This window comes from Veillonella sp. T11011-6 (assembly GCF_002959755.1).
Classification (GTDB): Bacteria; Bacillota; Negativicutes; order Veillonellales; family Veillonellaceae; genus Veillonella.
In genome coordinates, this window is sequence record NZ_PPCW01000004.1 from 361,610 (window position 1) to 383,143 (window position 21,534).

Genomic DNA, 21,534 nt, shown 5'->3' on the forward strand with positions numbered 1-21,534 from the left:
TTTTTAGCTAATTATAAATCTCAGGATCTAAGGGCTAACCTTCATACCTAAGCAAATTAAGATGTCGCATATTACCAACTAGGTCCTAAACTTGATGAATTGATGAATTGATGAATGATTAGTTTTATGATTCTTTAATTATAGTCTTGTAAAGATCTCTAATGCCTTATAGGCCATCAAACGATAGCCACGCGCATTGGGATGTACTTCACCAGCAAAGACAATTTGGCCGATTTGATCTGCTTCATATAAAGTTGTATAGAAGTCTATAACCTTTAAGTCATGCTCTTCTGCATAAGCTTTTAATTGTTCATTTACATCTCGCACAACAAGGTCTAACCCATCCATATCGCTATCGATTTGTGTTTCCAAACCAATAATTACCTTCCCCTTTGTGCTCGCTAATTCAATGGCTTTCACCAAGGTCTTGAACACATACGCACTATCTCGACCTTGCAATATATCATTAGTGCCACACATTAAGAAGATATGACGCGTTGGGTCAGCTACAGCTGTAGGCAGCCATTTTTCAATATTATAAATCATGCCTTGCACAGAGCATCCATCTTCACCATAATTTGTAAAATGTACATTCTCTATAGATGCATCACAGATTTCAACCCATCCTTGGCCATAAGGCACATCATAACCACGGGTAATACTATCGCCAAAACAGATAATTTCCATATCAAGACCTCCTATACTATGCAATAATCATATAACAAAAAGATGATTATACACAATATACATATTATGGAGTTTTATATGCATTTCTCATGGAATTACATGTATGACTATGGTATACTAATTCCACATAAGAGAGGTCAAAGATGAGAAAACTATATCCCTTTTTAATACTAGCATTAGCAACATTACAATCTGCTAGTGCCATTTCACAATATGAATTAGAGAACAAGCCTACGCAATACCAAGTAGCTTATAATAGCCCTTCAGAGACTGTGTATATCGACTTAAGTACAATCAGTCTAGCACAGGCAGGTCCTACGTATAGTACGCTTCATGCTCGTACAATTAGTCTGTATAAAAATCAGAATATCATAGCCGATTATTCAACTAATTATACATATCATCGAGGTAATACATCTAAAGATATTTATCTTATGGATTGGCATGTAGCACCGGCGAAATTCTACCAAGTAAATGGTGCTCCTATAGGAGCTGCTAACAATCAGCGCTCCGTCCTATCTACAGGTGCTCATGTCGCTACAAAGGGTTCTGCCGTAGCTGAAATAGGACAATTTATTTTACATAATGCATTGGAAATGGAACGTATTACATATACTTCTACGAACCCCTATGTACCGCCACGTCCATATAAGCCAATCAATACACCACCTCCTACAGAAGGTAAGCCATTATTTGGTGTTCAACCACCACCAGGCGTATATAAACCGCTAAACCAATTAGAATCACCTTATACTTCTAATCAACCACGGTTAACACCATCTAAACTAGGTGTATATGGTCCTGTCCCACCACCTTCTCCACAAGGTCCAAGACCTAGTGACTGGATCCTTGATATCCAAAATCAAGATATGCCAGATCCTAATACACCTATGAGTGAATGGAGACCGCAACCGGACTATCACGCACCACAAAAACCATAGGCAATATAACTAATATAAAAACGAAAGAGACTGAACAGCCTCCTACCTTAGGAGAACTGTTCAGTCTCTTTTTTCATATTTTGTTTCTATACGATCAGATGAATGTATTATATTGATACTTTCACATTATTTAAGACGTACAAAGAACAATGCGATGGCACCGATAACAGGAGCGATGGCAAGAGTCATCAATGCAGATTGATAACTACCTGTAGCAGTTAACATGCTACCTAAAATCATAGGTGCCAACATAACACCGATTTGGTTAAATAAGTTTACAAATCCTGCTGTTGTACCTCGTAAATGAGGTGCTGCGGATTGAATTACGAGAGCATTGGTCAATGCACTATGCATGAAAGCGCCAATACCAAGGATTGGACCTGTTATAAAGAGCATATCTGGATTTGTAGTGCTCGCAAAGAGGATCAATGCTGGTGCGAATAAGAACATAACAAGAGCTACTAAATGGTTTTTCTTAATCGGTAAGATATCCGACAAGATACCGATGGTCGGCTTTGCAATAAGGGCTGCTAAACCAAAGGCAGACATTACATGACCTGCATAGATAGCATTAACGCCGAGCTGTTTAACCATGTACAAATTTGACCATTGAGCCACGGCCCAGGTAGCACCTGTAGCAAAGAAGCCTGCAAAGGCAAGACAACAAATATTGCGATTTTTCAAAACATGTAGCAAATTTTCCTTTAAGGAAGTTTTTTCCCCTATATGCGCAGACGCAGCACTCGCCTCTGCTTCTCGTTGCGCCAAGATTTCAGCACTTGGTTTACGAACAGTGAAATAGCTAAGAATGAAAACAAGGATTGGTAATACAGCTGTTAAGAGGAATGCATTTTGCCAACCATAATTAGTAGCTACATATGGTGCGTAAAGGTTTACAGTGGTCAATCCAAGGGATGTACAGGACATAAAAATACCCACTGCAGCACCACGTTGATTAGGACCAAAATAATCCCCAATAGCACTTAAGCAAGATGCTTGAACTGGACCAGATACGATACCTAATAAGAAGCGCAATACCCAACCATAGGTGTAATTATCGATGGTACTCATTAATGCCGTAATAACAGCCATGGCAAGCAAGCTAAACAAAATGGTATAACGGTAACCAATTCGATCCGCTAAGATACCACCTGGTAAAACCATGATGGCATAACCCATATAAAAGGCGGATAAATAAGCCGTACCCATTTGAGGCGTGAAACTCAACGCTTCATTAACAATAGGCATCAAGGACGCCCAAGATAAGCGCATAACAAAACTAATCAAAAATGTTAGCCATACGCTGACAAGAATTAAAATCTGAGTTCGTGAGAAACTAAGTCGATTCATACGAGCTCCTTTCTACAGAATAAAAACATATAAAGTAATCATACTATAAATACAGGGTATATTACAAACTTCAAAGATTAACAAAATACAATAAAAAGCCCTCTAGGCATAACCTAAAGGGCTTTCTAAATTGTGGCGGAGAGGGTGGGATTCGAACCCACGGCCCCTTGCGGAGTCACTGGTTTTCAAGACCAGCTCCTTAAACCACTCGGACACCTCTCCATAACGGTATTATTATATCAGATTGGCCCAATAATAAGCAACAACGTAATATAAGACAAGAAAAAAGCTGGCTCAAAGCCAGCTTTTTCCATGTGTATTTAATGTTGAGTAAAGTTTTCAACTATTTACTATCAAATTATACTTTCATCTATTTGCTACGGAATTAAGCATTCAACTAACTCTCAAAAATTAGAACAAATCTTTTTTCCACATCCCAATAATGGCAATAATAGAGCAAAGTAGTGCAATGCCTACAACCTCATAGAAGCCATTTGGATCCTCTTGGAATGGCAATGGCACGTTTGTCCCCCACAAACTAAATACGATGGTAGGAACTGCCATGGCAATCGTTAGAGTAGCCAACATTTTCATAACCAAGTTAAGGTTATTAGAAATGATGGATGTAAAGGCGTTCATCATGTTCATCAAGATATTAGAGTACATTTCAACCATCTCGATGGCCTGTTTATTTTCGATAATAACGTCCTCTAGTAAGTCCTCATCCTCTTCATACATCTTGAGGAGGTGTTTATAGGAGCTATGGCCACGCAAGCGCAATAGACGTTCCATAACAGTACCATTTGTGCGCAATGCAGAGGTAAAGTATGTCATGGATTTCTGTAATTCCAACAATTGGAAGAAGTCTTTATTTTTTGTAGTATGACGCAATTGGATTTCAATATCGTCGGTACGACGGTTGATTTGTTGCAAGTAACGCAAGAACATAGTCGCTGTACGATACAAGATTTGGAACAAGAAACGCGTCTTTTTGTATGTATAGAACGTAGAAATCTGATTAGAAATAAATGGATACAATACTTCGGACTCTTCTAAGCAGATGGTAATGAAGAAGTCTGGCGTCAAGAAGATACCAAGCGGTACTGTATCATACATATCGTTACCGCGGATAACCGGAATATTAATAACGATAAAGATGTAGTTATCCTCTAACTCCACGTGAGAACGTTCTTCCATATCGAGAGCGGTCTTTAAAACGTCCGTTGGGATTTCCGTCAAAATATTGATAAGGGATAACTCATCGGGGTCTGGGTTCACCAAATTTACCCAAGAACCTTTTGTGGCATCTGATACAGTGCTATCGGAAACTAACTCTTCTTCTATATGTTTATACACCGTAATCATGCTATCCCTCCTTCCAACGAACTTATAGTAATCATCTAATAAATTATATACTATTTTATAGCTATTATTCAATTCAATTGTGAAAGTTTTGTGTATCTAGAACATACATATACAGTTTTATGTCTATTTATGATGTACAAATGTATATAGTAAAAGTATCGTAAATGTTTAATCCACACAATAAAATAACCTCTAAGTTAGTCAGTTACTAACCTAGAGGTTATTTATATCAACCCTAATCATTCAGATCAGGAGAATGTAATTTATTTCGTTCCTCTACAGAGATATAAACTCTGCTTTCACTTAATTGCGGCGCAAGATACGAACAGAGTTCAAGATACAAAGGATGGATACGCCAGTATCACCAAATACTGCCCACCACATGGATGCATAGCCCATGAGGCCAAGCGCCATGATAAGGATTTTAACAGCAATAGCGAATACAACGTTTTGCCATGCTACACGCAATGTCGCTTTGGACAAGTCAAGGATATGTGCAATAGCAGTCAAAGATGGACGCATGAACACAACATCTGCTGCCTCGATAGCCGCATCAGCACCACTACCCATCGCGCCACCTACATCAGCACCTGCAAGTACTGGAGCATCGTTGATGCCATCCCCTACGAACATAGTTGGACCATATTCAGAGCGAATATCTTGTACAACGGACAATTTATCTTGAGGCAACAACTGAGCACGTACAGCACTTACGCCAGTTTCTTTAGCGATGTAATTCGCACTTGCTTCAGCATCACCTGTAAGCATAACAGTTTTAATATCTTGACCATTAAGATTAGCAATCGCTTCAGCAGAGTCTGGGCGAGCTTCATCGGCGATGATGATACGACCTAAGTATGTATTGCCTTCTGCAACAAGAACTTCTGTGCCATATTCAGCAGCTTCTGTTGGATAGCCTTGAACATTATAGCGTTCCATAAGACGACGGTTACCAATAAGTACTTGTTGACCATCAGTCATACCTACCATACCTTCACCAGCTAACTCTTGAACGAAATCTGAAGGTTCCACTGTAAGGCCTTGATCTTTTGCTTCAGACACGATGCTTGTTGCGATTGGATGTGTAGAAACGGCTTCAATAGCTGCCGCCATGGATAACAATTGACTGGAACTTACATGAGAGCCTACAGTTTCTACGCTGTGAACTTTGAACTCACCAGATGTGATGGTACCAGTTTTATCAAGAGCTACGGCTTTCACATTAGCCAATGCCTCGATAACACGACCACCTTTTAATAAGATACCGTGTTTAGACGCATTGCCGATACCGGAGAAGAATGCAAGTGGCACGCTAAGCACCAATGCACATGGGCAAGAAATAACGAGGAATGTTAAGGCTGTGTAAATCCATTTATGCCATTCACCTGTAATAAGGGATGGAATAATGGCAACAGCAAGAGCAAGGAATACAACGATTGGAGTGTATACGCGAGCAAAACGCGTAATGAAACGGTCGATTTTAGGTTTAGAAGATGCTGCATTTTCCACGGCATCAAGAATTTTAGTAACCATGGATTCTTCAAGAACCTTATCTACACGCATTGTAATGCGACCAGATTCGTTGATACAACCAGACATAAGTTGAGTGCCAGGTACGGCGCGAACAGGTACAGGTTCACCTGTTACAGGCGCTGTATTAACGCGTGTTTCACCTTCAAGCACTGTGCCGTCTAGAGGAATTAAATCGCCAGGACGAACTTCGATAGTCCAGCCTACTTCAACCTTTTCAGGAGCCATAACTACGATTTCACCACCGCAGTCTGTATCTACAACCCGCACCTCTTGAGGACGCATATCGACAGCGTTCATGATTTCTGTACGACTACGATCAGTTGCTTTTTCTTCGAAGAACTCACCGATACGGTAGAACAAGATAACGCCTACGGCTTCAGGCAATGCATCGATAGCAATAGCGCCCAATGTAGCGATAGACATCAAGAAGTTCTCGTCGAACACTTGGCCTTTTAAGATATTGCGACCTGCGATGCGCAATACTGGGAACGCAAGAAGAATATACGCAACATAGTAAATTGGAGTCTCAATACTCTCTGGCAAGCTGATAGATGGGACAAAGGATGACAAAACGTCATAAATCATAAATAACAAGCCTGCTACGATGACTGCAATTGTTACAGCATCACTACCACGATCCTGGTCAGAACCATGATCATTCATAGCCGCTTTAGATTTACGTTCATAATCTGCTACGGTTACGCCCTCTTCGATGGTATCACAAATGTCTTGAATGTCACGTTTAAGAGCTTCACGGTCTTCCCAAGAGCCGGTTAATTTTAATTGATGTGTAGCAAGTGTGAAATTTGCAGTCTCTACCACATCCATTTTACGGATACGATCTTCAATTTTTGCTGCGCAGTTCGGACAGTTCAAATCCTTCAATAGCAATGTTTCTTCCATGATATCTCCTTTGATAATAGTGAAATCTTCTATCCTGTATTGTAAATTAATAGGTAATATTTTTCTAATACTTATTAGACATATCTTGTTTCATATCTTGTTATATATGTTCCTAAACATTTTTCATCAGATATTTTATTTATATGAATATCTGTTCATATGTTTATATTACATCAAAGGAGATTAAATGTCAATACAAAATCATATTCAACATATATCAAATTTTATTTACTTTAGTTCTAACTATATTCACCTTATATCAAATTTCGTTCTACCAGGAATTTATGTGCTACATCAGCTGGCAGTTGGTGTTCCGTTTCAACGGCGTAATTCATCTTCGCCATCTCTTGATCTGTAATCGTATGATTCAAACTTTCTAATACAGGGCGCAGTTCAGGATGAGCAATCAATACTTCGCTACGCACCACATTACCAGACATATAAGATGGATATAAATGTTTATCATCTTGTAACACCGTAATCGGTGTAATACTTAATTGACCATCAGTCGTGAATATCGGCATTGCATCCACCTCATCACGACCAATAGCCGTATATTTTAGCCCTATATCCATATCTTTAGTAGCTTTAAAACTCATGCCATACACGCGTTGTAATCCAGCATAGCCATCTTCACGTCCAAAGAAATCATATTCCCCTCCTAATGTTAGGGATGGTGCTATACGAGCAAGATCCGAATACGTTTTTACGCCATAACTCTGAGCAATTTCATTACGCACTCCTATGCCATAGGTATTATTAAAACCGTACATGCCGACCCACTCAAAATTATATTTCTCTTTATAGGCCTGTGAAAGCTCATTAAATAGACTTTCATCATACGTATCTGTACGTTTTAGCACAGCAGACCAAGCCGTACCAGTATATTCAGGATATATATCAAATTGGCCAGAAAGCATAGCTGGTTGAATATTTGATGTACCACCACCGACACCTTCTGTAACCTCTACGGTTAAATCAGTCTTCTTCTCGATTAATTCTTTTAAGATATTCCCCAAAATAAGCTGTTCCGTCATAGGCTTCGTTGCAATATGAATAACATCAGTCTTCACATGACGGCAATACATAGCCCAGCCACCTATACCCATCGCAATTATCATCATAATCGAAACAAATATAATCGTATAGCGCTTCATATGAGGGCTAATACGCGTTACTCTTTCACCTAGAGAAAAGAGAGCATCAACGGTAATGGCTAATAGGGCAATCAGTAGACTGCCTGCAATTGTCAAAGCACTTTGATTCGTTGTAATCCCCCTATAAATCGCCACACCTAAGCCACCAGCACCAATAAAGGATGCAATACCTGTCAAGGCAATGGTCATAACGAGCATAGTCCGTATACCAGCCATAATAGTTGGCATGGCCAAGGGAATCTCTATATTCCACAAACGTTGAATCCGCGTAAGCCCTAACGCAATTCCCGCTTCACACATAGATTGATCAATTTGGTTAAGACCAGTAAATGTATTTCGTACCATCGGTAATAAGGCATAGATAACCAATGCAATGATAGCGGTCGTATTACCAACACCCGATACATACAACAAAAGGCCTAACATCGATATAGATGGAATCGTATATAGGAAATTAACCACTACCATAACGGGCGCAGCTAGCCGTTTATATTCGTATATAAACACACCCAATAATCCACCGATGATGGTAGCAATAACAGAAGCTAATACTGAAATTTCTATATGTTCCCATAACAACTGGAGGAAAAAATCATAGCGATTGATAAGTAATGATATGACCTCATGCATTACAGATACCGCCTTTCTCATAAAACAATACAAAGAGTATATATAGTCATATAACAGCTAATCATATAGGGTATTTTTATACGAGAATATAATTAAATTACAACCCTTTTCATCATTGTATACCGAATCACACCTTAACTCTAGCCCTTAAACCATATATAAAGACAACTCTTTATATTGTCATATCATACAGATTCAATTCCTTAATAGATCTAAAGGGAATATCTATGCCTTGAACAGATATAATTTGCATTTGCGCACTAATCATATCAACAGCCCCTATAAGCTCTGTATATCTTTGTTTATTGTAGTAAACAATTCGCACCCATTCTCCGCAATGTATAGTCTGTAAAACCTTATTTAACTCATCTACTTGATCCTCCGATAGCTCTACACGATGCTCTTTAGGCCGTGCCACAGCTGCCAGTAATACTTCAAATCCCTTTAATGCCGCAAAGGGCATAAATTGTTTTGCTCGTTGCAAACGAGACATACGATGTTTCATTAATGTATACCTCCCCTTATGCGACTAATCTATTTTCAATTGTATTCTTCGTTCAATTGCCATTGTATCCATTACACTATTTATTCCCCATTATGGCCACCTACCAAGGTATTTCTAAAGCGCATTGTCCCTTCATCTTGCAAGCTAGAGGCACGTAAAATAGAGTTTTTACCGAACTGCTCCTTGATAGATAACATCGCCTCATGTACTTGCCGCTCCTTTTCCTCTTCCTCCGTCGCAAGAGAGCTGAATAAATCTACCTCCTGAGGTATAGCAGAGCGATTGACTAAATCCTCAAAGCTTACGCCTATACGCCGTATAAGTTCATTTTTATGGCAATGTTGTTCATATAATTTAATTACTGCCGTCGTTAATGTTTGCAACGAATCAGTGTACTGTTTAAGCTTTTTAGAACCTCCAGTAGAGCGCACCATATCATCTGCATAGCCAATATGAACATGAATATGGTTCGTAACCCCTTTGATTTGTAAAAGCTCTAATACCAAGGACTCCACCATTTCTCGCATAGGCACGTACGCCTCTTCGTAAGTATAGTTACGCAACAAAATCTGGCTATGCGAGATAGAATGCTTAATAGGACGATACGCATGGATATCTGCAATCGTACACGGCTCACGGCCCCAAGCATGATCGATAATGAGCTCTGCATTAATGCCAAACTCCTTATATAACTTAGCCTCTGGCACCATGGTGATGCCATGTAAATCATAAGCGCCATACTTGTGCAAACGATTGGCTATACCCTTACCAATCTGCCAAATATCGGTCAACGGCTGATGATACCAAATTTTCTCTTTAAAGAGGCTTTCATCAAGATACCCTATAAAATCAGGTGCATGTTTTGCGAGGATATCGAGAGCAATTTTGGCGAGGAATAAATTCGTTCCAATTCCAACAGTAGCATAAATGTTAGTCGCCTTGAGCACTGCATCAAGTAACATCTGCGCTAGCTCACGAGGCGTTTTCTTGTAAAGTGGCAAGTAAGGAGTTATATCAATGAAATACTCATCGATAGAGTACACATGCACATCCTCCGGTGCCACATACTTGAGCAAGGTCCCATAAATCTGAGCGGATACCTGCATATACCGCTTCATATGGGGCTTTACCGTTAAATATTCAATGTGCGGAGGAATCTCAAAAAGACGACTGCGATTCTTAACGCCTAACTTTTTTAAGGCCGGTGAAATAGCCAACGTAATAGCCCCTTTGCCACGAGACCCATCGGCCACTACCAAAGGCGTTGTAAACGGATCCAGCCCCAAATCAGCGCACTCCACAGACGCGTAAAAACTCTTCAAATCAATGCACATATACATCCGATCCGTATCAGCTGAACCCATATCAACACCTCCTTAAACCGCTAAATCACTAGATTTTACAAGAAGAATAATTTCTATGATTAGTATAACAAAAATACTGAGTATTTTCAAACATATGTTTGTTATTATATCAGTAAATTTTGAACATAAAAAATAAAAAGAGTACCTACTATTAGACATCAAATCTAATAGTAGGTACTCTTAAGTACGCATATAACTTAACCCAATATGGTTTCTTTAGGACTTCTATAATAAACTAATCCCTTTTCACTTCTATAATCCATGCTAGTCTCTTTAAGCCTACAAAAATGCCCCCTAAGATCTATAGAAATCTTTCTTAACCACAATTCTTGTCGTTTATTGCTCAAAAAATCTTTCCGATTATCACAAGAATCAAATAATTCAAGAGCTTCACTTAAAACCTCGGACTGATTACAGTTTATAGCTCGAAGAGTAGTAAGGTAGTTACGTTTAAAAGTATCAAAGGCATCAACGCAATACTCACCTAACTCACTCAAAAACACTGTATACCCTAGCATAAAAATCATCATAATTTGCTCAAAACTATAATGAGATAGAAAAGAAATATAGAGATGATCAACACTATCCGTATTAGGTACATCAAACAAGGTGAAATCATTAATACAAGTATGATATGAGGGTTCCATTAATCTAGATACACAATCTAGTTCCAAGTAATCTATCGCATCACGCAAATGACCTTCCCAATCAAAGTCTTCAAACCACTCTGCTGCATCAACAATATCTTCCATGCCCATACCTTGGAAAACAATCTCCCTTAAGTCCTTTGACAACTGGTATTCATCAATTAAATCTATCATGGACAAATGATAATGCAGGCTCTCAAATACACCTAGACTAATACGATTATATTTATAAGCCTCTGCAGCACCTAATCCAACCATCAACAAATAAAATTCAATATTTCGTTTTCCACTAATAGTTAAATTCATCATACATAGGATGGAAACCTTATATTCCATCTCACAATACTTACATATTGTACGACACTAATAAAATCTATCTAGTACTATTATACACTTTAATAAGACTTATTTTCTACTAACATACCCCAAAACTTCTATTCCCAGTTCTTCCAACAATACAACGAAAACTATCTAGTGCCACTATATTGATGGGACACCTTCATATGTACAGTGATAAAAAGAAAGGACTATACTTATGCAGCGACATCAGGTCACGAGGAGCAAAGAAGTATAGTCCTTTCTTTTTAGTTAAAATGTAGCTATGTTACGGGGCCCCATCAATATAGGCACGCCCCGATAGTTTTCATTATTGTTCCGGTCCCATGTCTCGGAATTCCACGTCTCTAAATTGTGTTAATTCTCCGATGAATTGAAGTTCCACAGTGCCGACGGAACCATTACGGTGTTTACGAATAAGGACTTCTGCGTTGTCCCCTTTTTCGGAGTTTTCATCGTAATATTTATCGCGGTACAAGAAAATAACAATATCCGCATCTTGTTCAAGGGAACCAGATTCACGAAGGTCAGAAAGCACAGGCCGTTTATCTGGTCTGCTTTCAACACTACGCGATAACTGAGACAAGGCGATGAGCGGCACGTTAAACTCACGGGCGATCAATTTGAGGTTACGAGAGATTTCAGACACCTCTTGTTGACGGTTCTCGCTGCCCTTGCCACCGTTACGGCCTTGCATCAACTGGATATAGTCGACGATAACAAGATCGAGACCATGCTCTACCTTGAGGCGGCGCAGTTTAGAACGCATATCTTGTACGGTAAGGCCCGGCGTATCATCGATAAAGAGCTTGGATTTACTCATGCGATCCGCCGCAGCGATAACCTTTTCCCAATCAGCTGGGTCCATATTCGCACGGCGCAACTTTTCAGAGCTTACACCTGCCACGGAGGAGAGGATACGACCAACGAGCTGTTCCTTGCCCATTTCTAGAGAGAAGAATGCTACCGTCTTATCGTACAACATCGTTACGTTTTGAGCGATGTTCAAGGTGAAAGCCGTTTTCCCCATCGCAGGACGAGCTGCTACGAGGATGAGGTCAGATTTTTGTAAACCATTAAATACATGGTCTACGTCCTTAAAGCCCGTTGGCACGCCTGTAATAGCACCATCATGCTGTTGCAATGCATTTAGCTTATCTAAGTTAGATAATACTACCTCACCAATAGGCGCAAAGGATGATTCAGACTGTGTTTGACCACTTACGTCTAGTACCATTTGCTCTGCCTTGTTAAGAATAGCCGTTGGCTCATCTTCACCAGCATACGTCATACCTACGATTTTATTCCCTGCATCGATAAGACGGCGCAACTGAGCTTTCTCGCTGATGATCTTCGCATGTTCCTCTACATTGTAGGATACAGATTCATTGGCGAGAGATGTAATATAAGCAAGACCACCTACCGCATCGAGTCGCTTACGGCGGTCTAATTCTTCACCTACGGTGATGAAGTCCGCCGTCTTGTTAGCATGCACGATTTCTAAGATGGCATCATAAATAATACGATGCGCATCGCGGTAAAAGTCTTCAGATTTTAGAATACTCGTCACTGTATCAACAACAGCACCCGAGTTGGATCCATTCGTTAACAAAGCCCCCAAAACGGCCTTTTCCGCATCTAGATTATGCGGTGGAATGCGTACATCCATGATAATCCCCTTTACAAAACCACTATGGATAAAAGAATTCACCATACTCAAAGAGCATGGTGAACACTATTATTCAGCTACTACGTTAACCTTGATAGTACTTGTAATCTCAGGATGAACACGAACGAGTACGTCATGCACGCCTAATGTTTTCAATGGTTCTTTGATTTCGATTTTCTTTTTATCGATATCTACTTTGTATTGCGCTTTAGCTGCATCGGAAATGTCTTTTGCAGTAACAGAACCAAATACGCGACCTTCTTCGCCCATGCGAACTTTTACAGTTACTTCAACCTTAGCCAATTGAGCTGCCAAGATTTTAGCTTCGTCATTCGCTACAACTTTGTGGTGAGCGATGGATTCTTGTTTTTGTTTCGCATTATTTACGTTAGTTGCTGTACCTTCAAGGCCAAGACCTTTTTTGATCAATACATTACGGCCATATGCATCGCTAACTTCAACGATTTCGCCTTTTTTACCAACCTTTTTAACGTCTTCTAACAATACTACTTTCATTGTTCTTCCTCCTCTTTCTCAGCGGAATGAAGGGCTTCAAGAGCATGCTCTAAGATAGCCTTCTTCGCTTCCTCTATTGTCATACCTTGTAATTGGGCACCAGCCACAGTTCTGTGACCGCCGCCACCCAAGGCTTCCATTACAACCTGTACATTTACCTTGCCTTTGGATCGAGCGCTAACGCCGATACCGCCGTCATTCAAGGAGTAAAGTACAAAGGCTGCTTCAATATCTTCATTACTGATGAGCATATCCGCACTTTGTGCAGCTAATGCCATCATATCCTTCAAACCTTCAGGTGCTACAGAAATAGCAATCCCTTCAGTTCGACTGGCTTCAAATACCATTTTAGCACGCAATTGGATAGAATCGAAGGTTTCAATAAATAATTGTTTAACCTTTTCAATATCCGCCCCTGCACGGCGTAAGAATGCTGCCGCTTCAAAGGTACGGGCACCAGTTTGTTGAACAAAGTTCTTCGTATCAAGTACGATACCCGCATAAATACCTGTAGCTTCAGCTTTTGAAAGTTTTACGCCACCACCTGCGTATTGTACAAGCTCTGTTACGAGCTCAGATGTAGATGACGCCGTTGGTTCCAAGTACGTAAGCAATGGATTTTCTACGAAGTCCGCTGCACGACGGTGATGGTCGATAACGATGCGTCGTTCAGAAATTTCAAGAGCCTCTTGAGCGGCTACCATTTCTTGACGATGCGTATCACATACGATAGTGAGCGTATTCGCATCTACCCACGCTTTTGCTGCATCAGGGGTGATAATATGTTCCGTCCAGAACTCATCTTCTTTAAGAACAGTCACCATTTTATCGATGGCGCTCGTTTCTTTTGAAAGCACGATGCGCAATTCTTTACCCAAGGTACGTGCAATGGCTACAACACCGATAATACCACCTAATGCATCGTAGTCTTCACGTTTATGACCCATTACAAGAATTTTATCGGAATCAAGCATAAGCTCATGTAAAGCTTGTGATACCACACGAGCACGAACGCGCGTATTCTTTTCGACGCCAGCTGTATTGCCACCGAAGAAGCGGGTACTTTCACCATCCATAATACACACTTGGTCACCACCGCGACCTAATGCGATATCTAAGGCAGCACGAGCACGACTAGACACCTCTTTTACAGAGCCTACATTCTCGCTAATCCCCACAGAAATCGTAGCTGGCACTTGACGAGGAGAAGGCAATTTACGAATGCGTTCAAGCACTTTAAAGCCATTTTCCTCCATCTCATGAAGGGCGCCACGAGAAATAGCAAAGGTATACATATCGTCTTGGAAGTTACGGATAAAGCCTTCATAGCGGTCAATTTCATCCATAATAATATTGTTAATATCTGCCCAAACACTAGTATACTCACGGTCACTAAGACCTTTAGTCAATTCTTCGAGATTATCGATTTGAATCATGCCCCATACAGGCTGATCCTCTTCAGCTTTAATGCGGGCCTTTTCGAGAGCCGTAATGTCCTTAAAGTACAGAGCCATTACTGCATGTTCAGCCAATTCATCTTCACTATGAATATCTGGTCGCGTATCGCGAGGGTCGATGAATTTATAGATAATTTGGAAATATCTTTCATCATATTTCTCCGTCATATATCCGGATTTGCCCCAGATTTTATCGATACGGAATCCAGGCAATAGAGCAGACATTTTTTGGAATTTATTCCAGTCTACTGTAACCCAGTCTGCAAAGACGCTATTATTCCATACCAAGGTGCCTTGTTTATTAACAAGGACAATGCCCATCGGTAAATTTTGTAAAGCAAAGTTAGAAGCTTGTGTGACGTTTTTCATCATCGCCCCAAACTGTTCTCTTGCTAAACGACGCCGGTTATGAAGGGTATTGTAGTTTACCAAATATGCCGCTACTACGATAATTAATGCTAAAACTGCGACAGCCCAGTTCAAATAGGCCAGCAATAATAACAACAATACGATAACGGTAATAATGGTAACTTCTAAACCTTCCCATTTTCGTTGAAAGGATTTCATAACGGCCTCCTTTCTGTTACAAGCTACGTTTTTGGAAACGTACTCGCATATCTAAAAACATATCTAAAATACCATATATAACAAGTGCCATAGGACTCATCACATACAAGAAGCCTATAATAGCAAACTTAAAGAGGCCTGCCAAGTTATAAGACTTCATAATGGATAGCAAACATGTAATGCCATTTAGACCACATATCATGCCACCAAATAAGGCAATATTGAGGCCTACGTCTGAAAGAATGCCATTAGCATAGCCTAAATACTGTCCGCCATAAGCAAGGATAATACCTACTGCTAATACACCAGCACCCCAAATCGGCATGCGCCATGTATCCATTGTTGGCAATGTACGCATAACACTATTAGTGCGACGACCAATATAGCATACAAGCTTTGCTGAAATATAGGTTACGATTACATTGGCAGCAAACCAGTATGCTAACAGCATACGCTTTGCTTGATCAAAAGCAAAATCTAAGCGGTTAATATACTCATTCATTTGCTCTTGTGTCATAGGTTGCTGTTTCACAGACTCAATAATAGCATTCTTAAGGTCTACATCAATCATATGATTAATCTGAGATAAATCAAAGGATGTAAGTCCTGCAGACACGAGAATCCCGATGAGGCTCGTTAACGTAAGTGCAATAGCTGGTATAACGATGAGCTTACCAAAGGACCAATCGGCTCTGAAAGCTTCACCGAGGAAAATACTAGGCAAGGAATATGCCAAGATGGTCGCCATTGCCATTAATGGGCCTACTAAAAGGGAAACAAGAACGAATGCTACCACTGATGCAGCACAACTATATCGGCTGCCCCAACGGATACCAATGATTGCAATCCCAGCTGGCGCAACCAAGGTTGCCAACAAACTGAGGATAGGAACCGTAGAACCTACTATGGTTAACATAACAACGATGGCCGATACAAATGCTGTCTCTACCATCGCTCTTGTATTTGTTTGTTTCATAAATCTCCATTCTAAATAAAAGAAGATAGATTAATTGGTATCTTTTAATTATAACAGTTTAAAAAGGTAACTTCAAATACCCTATGTAGTAGACAAATGCGATAACACCGCTATTTATAGTAGATTTCATAGGTCCTTTTTAAAATGTTAAAAGTACCACACCTTGAGGTGCGGTACTTTCATATATTGTATTTGATTATACGTCTTGAATAATCGGCAAAATCATAGGACGACGGCGAGTTTTATCATAGAAGAATTTACCCAACGCGTCACGTACGTTTTGCTTAATAGTAGTCCAATCTTTAATACGTTGCATTTCGCATTCTTCAAGGACTTGGTCTACACGATGTTCTGCAGCAATCATAAGTTCTTCTGCATCGCGTACGTATACGAAGCCACGAGATACGAGGTCTGGACCCGCTACGATTGTACCAGAAGCTTTGTCCATCGCCATAACAACGATAACCATACCTTCTTGAGCCAATTGTTGACGGTCGCGGATAACGATATTACCTACGTCACCAACGCCAAGGCCATCTACGAAGATAGCGCCAGCTTGTACACGACCGGCTTTACGACCACCATCTTTATCGAATTCAAAGATTTGACCATTGTCGCCGATAAGGACTTTCTTAGGATCTACGCCCATAGCAACACCGAGTTCACCATGACGGCGCAACATGCGGTACTCACCATGAACTGGGATGAAGTATTCTGGACGAACAAGGTTAAGCATTGTTTTAAGCTCTTCTTGGCTCGCATGACCAGATACGTGGATACCACGATCCTTACCATATACTACATGACAACCTAGGCGAAGCAAGTTATCAATAGTTCTACCTACAGCACCTTCGTTACCAGGAATTGGTGTAGCAGAGATGATAACAGTATCATTCGGTGCCAATTCTACAGTACGGTGATTGCTAGTAGCCATACGGGACAAGCCTGCCATCGGTTCGCCTTGAGAACCTGTTGTTAAGATCATGATTTGATCATCCGTGTAGTTGTGCATTACATCTACGTCGATGATTGTATTTGGTGGAATGTTCAAGTAACCGCGTTCTTGAGCGATTTCTGTAACATTTACCATGCTGCGGCCCATAACGACAACCTTACGGTTATACATAACTGCTGCATCAATAGCTTGTTGAATACGGGATACGTTAGATGCGAATGTAGCCAATACAACGCGACCTTTCGCTTCACCCACAGCTTGTTTAATAGCAGGACCTACGGAGCTTTCAGAACCTGTAGTACCTGGTTTTTCAACATTTGTAGAGTCGGACATCAACGCTAATACGCCTTTGTTACCGAGCTCAGCAAATTTGTGCATATCCATCAAACGACCATCAACTGGCGTTTGGTCGATTTTAAAGTCCCCTGTATGAAGTACAGTACCGATTGGTGTATCGAAGTACACAGCGCAGGAGTCAGGAATGGAGTGGTTGGTTTGGATAAAGCCAACCTTAACTTGACCAATTTGCACTTCATCGCCTGCTGCAATCGTACGAAGACATTTTGGAGATACTTTATGCTCTTTGAATTTGCCTTCGATCAAACCACAAACAAGGTTTGTTGCATATACTGGGCAATTGATTTCCTTCATAAGGTACGCCAAGGAACCGATATGGTCCTCGTGACCATGCGTGATAACGACTGCTTTTACGCGGTCCTTATTCTCGATGATATAGCTCATGTCAGGAATAACGATATCTACGCCAAGCATATCTTCGCTAGGGAACGCAAGACCCGCATCAAGAACGATGATTTCATCCTCATATTGGAAGATGGTCATATTTTTACCGATTTCGCCAAGGCCGCCTAATGGGATGATTTGGAATTTACCCTTGTTAGCGCCATTTGGTGTACGACCGACTAATTCCACAAGAGCCTCTTGATTATTGCGGTTTGTGGAACGATTATTTGGACGGTTGTTATTACGGTTTTGACCATTGCGACCATTATTAGTTCGCGTATTGCGTGTATTTTCACTACGTTCACCACGTGGTGCACGAGTTTGACAAGGTTTACGTTCTGTACGTTCTTGACCTTCACCTTGTTCAGCATTGCGACGTGTATTTGTACGGCGTGTCGTATTAGTACGACCACCATTTGCATTTGTACGAGTATTTGTACGGCGTTGGCGTGTTGTTCCTTCACCTTCACCTGCTGCATGTTGACGAGTACGACCTTCGCCAGCAGGACGACGTGTATTAGTGCGGCGGCGAGCTTGTTTATGTTCGCCTTCAGCCGCAGCTGTACGAGTAGCAGTTTTCGCTACTGTTGGTTCTGCTTTCACTTGTGCAGTAACCTGATTATCTGTTGTATTCACAGTTCCTCCTAAAATTTTGTTCATTATTTTATTTAACATAGTTTCTTTTCTCACCTATCACTTGAATTGATCTATGCTATGGAGGCCACACAAAGAAAAAGGCGCTAAAATACTAGCGTCTCGTCAAATGGGCGCAAAAATGCGCTATCAACTTTTGCCGTTCCTAGTGTTGTTGTGACCATTTGCCATAGCAAATGAGTATATTGCCATCATTAGACATGTCAGCCGCGACGGGTACGTTCTCTTCGTTCCTATCCAATGGGTCTTGCAATATAATCCGATCGATTTTGATGAAAGCCTCGCTTTCATACGTTACTGTTATTGTAACATAAAAATAGCGTTAACAAAAGAGGGGAGCCCCCTTGTTAACGCTAAAGTATAGTTTTAATCATCTTTTGGCATAGTTTTGTAAAAACCTTCAATCCGCCAAGCACCATTTTCTTCGATAACAGAAATATAGCGCTTCATCGGCGTAGCTTCCACAATTCCGGCGCCTGTTGTTGTCGTTTGTAGATTCGCCTCAAAAACAATACGTTTCAAGTCTCCTGTGCGACTCACCCGTGTAGCACCTAAGGACACTACATCTACCTTTGGCGCTTGTTTCATAGATGCTAGCCATTTTTGTTTTTCTGTCGAATTTGTACTAGCTTGGCTAATGATATAGGTGAAAGCCTTATCATAATCCTTGTTATTTACAGCATCAAAATAATTTTGTACAGCAGCTCGCGCCGCTTCTGCACTGCCTTCACCAACGATAGAGTTTGTAAGCCATCCGTCAGGGAATACTTCATTAGCTGGGCCCATCGAACGTAAAGATACACCAAATACACAAATTACAACCACAAGTATACCTACAAGAACGCGTGTTGTGAGAGCACTGCTCGTAGGAGATACTTTCATAATAGATGCCAATCGCTTGTCTATAACAAGATGCTGCAACGCACTACCATATTGATTGTCTTGAGGCTGACCTTTTAAGCATAATAATCCTAATACGATCAGTGGTCCTACAAAGGGAATGAGAAACAGCAACAATGTAGCACTACCTTTACCCGTATCATGGAGGCGTCGTACAGATAACGCAGCCAAAGGCATCAAGGAAACTAAACTGAGTATGGCAACGATAAGACCTGCTAATCCGATTAGATATGGACCCGTATGGAATATGGCTGTTAAGCCATAAAATACTGCTAGCAAGCCGACAATAGCAATATGCCACAACAATAGAAACTGGAAAAACTCTCTACGAGAGGCACGTCCATCCGTATCCATAAACTTTTTTCCCATTACATAGAGGAATGTATCCTTATAACTCATTTGGTAATGGGCGAAAGGATAGATTACATCGCCTTCTGGCGCGATACGCTCCACCTCTGTTGCCACTGTATACTGCCCACAGGTAGGGCAAAACATAGCCGCCTCATCACAATAATGACGGCAAGCATCACAATAACGTTTCATAAACTTCTCTCCGAAACTCTCAATCTTTTATTATTTTAATAATCTCAATCACCTATTATTTTAAATAGGTATCTACCGCCTCAGCAAATCCTTGTCGATAGAGATTAGCTCCACCATTTGCGGGATGCCGCAAACCAATAGCAGCCAGACCAAATTTGCCCATTGTATCAGCAGACTTTTGCCCTACTGCGAGCACGAGAGGTTCTACACCACCGAGTTCAAGATGTAAATCCAACAAGCGTTTTGTATATTCCCAACCTAGTTGTTGTTCTCTATCCGTAGGTGTGCGGTTAGTCAATGGATTTCCATCCTTATGTGGGTGAAACGGGAATATGTTCCATAGCAATGTGTCATAAGGATTGATGCCCTTTTCAACAATAGCACTCCACACCACAGTGTCAGTAGGTTCATTAAAACCATCCTTTTGCTGTGTTCCTTTTAACAAAGAGCTAGTAGGTGAACTAGTACGTTCCAACTGAATAGTCGTGATATCCTTCGCACGAATGGTCTTGTGCTTATCTAGTAGCATTCTTTCACAAGTAATGGCAATCCCTGTAAAGCGTCCTCCTTGGTATCCTACTGCCTCAGCCACTACAAAGACCTCAGCTTGACCCAAGCGCGGCAATAAATAAGCGACCAAATTATCTCGACGCACCTGTGCCGCATCAAAGCCCATTGTGACAATCTCTAAATCAGGATTAACCTCACCCCAAGGATTATGGACAAGACTACCCGAATACTGGGAGAGCCAATCTACAAAACCGCGCACCTTCTCTACGCGCTCTGTATCAAAGGACCCTATATATTCATCAAAAGACAAGGTCTTCTCTAACTCAAATAAAGACATACAGCCTCCAATTTAAATTTCATATGTTATTACCGATATATATCTACTATACATGATAATTACACGAATTGCATAAGAAATATATAGTCATATGTACTACAATCAAGATGTCACCACTCCGTTCTGGGGAAACAGGTACAGAAGGGAGGTGCACCAGTGAAAGATATTCTTATAATTCTTCTAGTTCCTATCATGGTAAATGTGACCAGCTATCTCATTTGCAAGTGGTTAGATAGGAAATTTCATGGTGATTAACCCCGTTAGCTTAGACGACCATAAGCAATAAAAAAC

Annotated in this window: 16 protein-coding genes and 1 tRNA gene; 1 reads left to right on the top strand and 16 read right to left on the bottom strand. The window is 40.7% G+C overall.

Features of this window, described 5'->3' with window-relative positions:
• Positions 1-138: 138 nt before the first annotated feature.
• On the bottom strand, positions 139-687 hold the full coding sequence (locus VRHSUH10_RS06320; protein WP_105089859.1) for a GDSL-type esterase/lipase family protein: 549 nt from the start codon (positions 685-687) through the stop codon (positions 139-141).
• 143 nt (positions 688-830) lie between these two features.
• Between VRHSUH10_RS06320 and VRHSUH10_RS06325 the strand changes: the two genes are divergently transcribed.
• Positions 831-1,628, top strand: a complete 798-nt coding sequence (locus tag VRHSUH10_RS06325; protein ID WP_105089860.1) for a hypothetical protein — start codon at positions 831-833, stop codon at positions 1,626-1,628.
• A 126-nt stretch (positions 1,629-1,754) separates the two neighbouring features.
• On the opposite strand, the gene VRHSUH10_RS06330 is transcribed toward VRHSUH10_RS06325, so the two are convergent.
• The 15 genes from VRHSUH10_RS06330 to VRHSUH10_RS06400 all read right to left on the bottom strand — a co-directional run bounded on the left by VRHSUH10_RS06330 (position 1,755) and on the right by VRHSUH10_RS06400 (position 21,243).
• On the bottom strand, positions 1,755-2,978 hold the full coding sequence (locus VRHSUH10_RS06330) for an MFS transporter (protein WP_105089861.1): 1,224 nt from the start codon (positions 2,976-2,978) through the stop codon (positions 1,755-1,757).
• Positions 2,979-3,111: 133 nt separating this feature from the next.
• A tRNA-Ser gene (locus tag VRHSUH10_RS06335) sits at positions 3,112-3,200 on the bottom strand.
• Between the two features lie 189 nt (positions 3,201-3,389).
• Positions 3,390-4,343, bottom strand: a complete 954-nt coding sequence (locus VRHSUH10_RS06340) for a magnesium transporter CorA family protein (protein ID WP_105089862.1) — start codon at positions 4,341-4,343, stop codon at positions 3,390-3,392.
• A gap of 303 nt (positions 4,344-4,646) precedes the next feature.
• Positions 4,647-6,779 (bottom strand): heavy metal translocating P-type ATPase, encoded by a 2,133-nt coding sequence (locus VRHSUH10_RS06345; RefSeq protein WP_105089863.1) that lies wholly within the window; start codon positions 6,777-6,779, stop codon positions 4,647-4,649.
• A gap of 254 nt (positions 6,780-7,033) precedes the next feature.
• Complete coding sequence (locus VRHSUH10_RS06350; protein WP_105089864.1) at positions 7,034-8,566, bottom strand: glycine betaine ABC transporter substrate-binding protein; 1,533 nt, start codon at positions 8,564-8,566, stop codon at positions 7,034-7,036.
• Between the two features lie 172 nt (positions 8,567-8,738).
• Positions 8,739-9,071, bottom strand: coding sequence for a YolD-like family protein (locus VRHSUH10_RS06355; RefSeq protein ID WP_060923691.1), 333 nt, complete (start codon positions 9,069-9,071; stop codon positions 8,739-8,741).
• Between the two features lie 80 nt (positions 9,072-9,151).
• A complete protein-coding gene (locus VRHSUH10_RS06360; RefSeq protein WP_105089865.1) occupies positions 9,152-10,435 on the bottom strand; it encodes a DNA repair protein in 1,284 nt (427 codons plus the stop codon).
• Positions 10,436-10,632: 197 nt separating this feature from the next.
• Positions 10,633-11,391 (bottom strand): DUF3969 family protein, encoded by a 759-nt coding sequence (locus VRHSUH10_RS06365; protein ID WP_105089866.1) that lies wholly within the window; start codon positions 11,389-11,391, stop codon positions 10,633-10,635.
• A 337-nt stretch (positions 11,392-11,728) separates the two neighbouring features.
• A complete protein-coding gene (gene dnaB / locus VRHSUH10_RS06370; protein ID WP_105089867.1) occupies positions 11,729-13,087 on the bottom strand; it encodes a replicative DNA helicase in 1,359 nt (452 codons plus the stop codon).
• 69 nt (positions 13,088-13,156) lie between these two features.
• Positions 13,157-13,603, bottom strand: a complete 447-nt coding sequence (gene rplI / locus VRHSUH10_RS06375) for a 50S ribosomal protein L9 (RefSeq protein ID WP_105089868.1) — start codon at positions 13,601-13,603, stop codon at positions 13,157-13,159.
• Positions 13,600-15,627 (bottom strand): DHH family phosphoesterase, encoded by a 2,028-nt coding sequence (locus VRHSUH10_RS06380; protein ID WP_105089869.1) that lies wholly within the window; start codon positions 15,625-15,627, stop codon positions 13,600-13,602. Before VRHSUH10_RS06380 ends, rplI begins: the two co-directional genes overlap by 4 nt.
• 16 nt (positions 15,628-15,643) lie before the next feature.
• Positions 15,644-16,603, bottom strand: a complete 960-nt coding sequence (locus tag VRHSUH10_RS06385) for a DUF2232 domain-containing protein (RefSeq protein WP_105089870.1) — start codon at positions 16,601-16,603, stop codon at positions 15,644-15,646.
• A 196-nt stretch (positions 16,604-16,799) separates the two neighbouring features.
• Positions 16,800-18,935, bottom strand: a complete 2,136-nt coding sequence (locus VRHSUH10_RS06390) for a ribonuclease J (RefSeq protein ID WP_233187085.1) — start codon at positions 18,933-18,935, stop codon at positions 16,800-16,802.
• 384 nt (positions 18,936-19,319) lie between these two features.
• The gene (locus tag VRHSUH10_RS06395) at positions 19,320-20,396 is read right to left on the bottom strand and encodes a DUF805 domain-containing protein (protein WP_105089872.1); all 1,077 of its coding nucleotides are present in this window, start codon (positions 20,394-20,396) and stop codon (positions 19,320-19,322) included.
• A 55-nt stretch (positions 20,397-20,451) separates the two neighbouring features.
• On the bottom strand, positions 20,452-21,243 hold the full coding sequence (locus tag VRHSUH10_RS06400) for a uracil-DNA glycosylase (protein WP_105089873.1): 792 nt from the start codon (positions 21,241-21,243) through the stop codon (positions 20,452-20,454).
• Positions 21,244-21,534 lie beyond the last annotated feature (291 nt).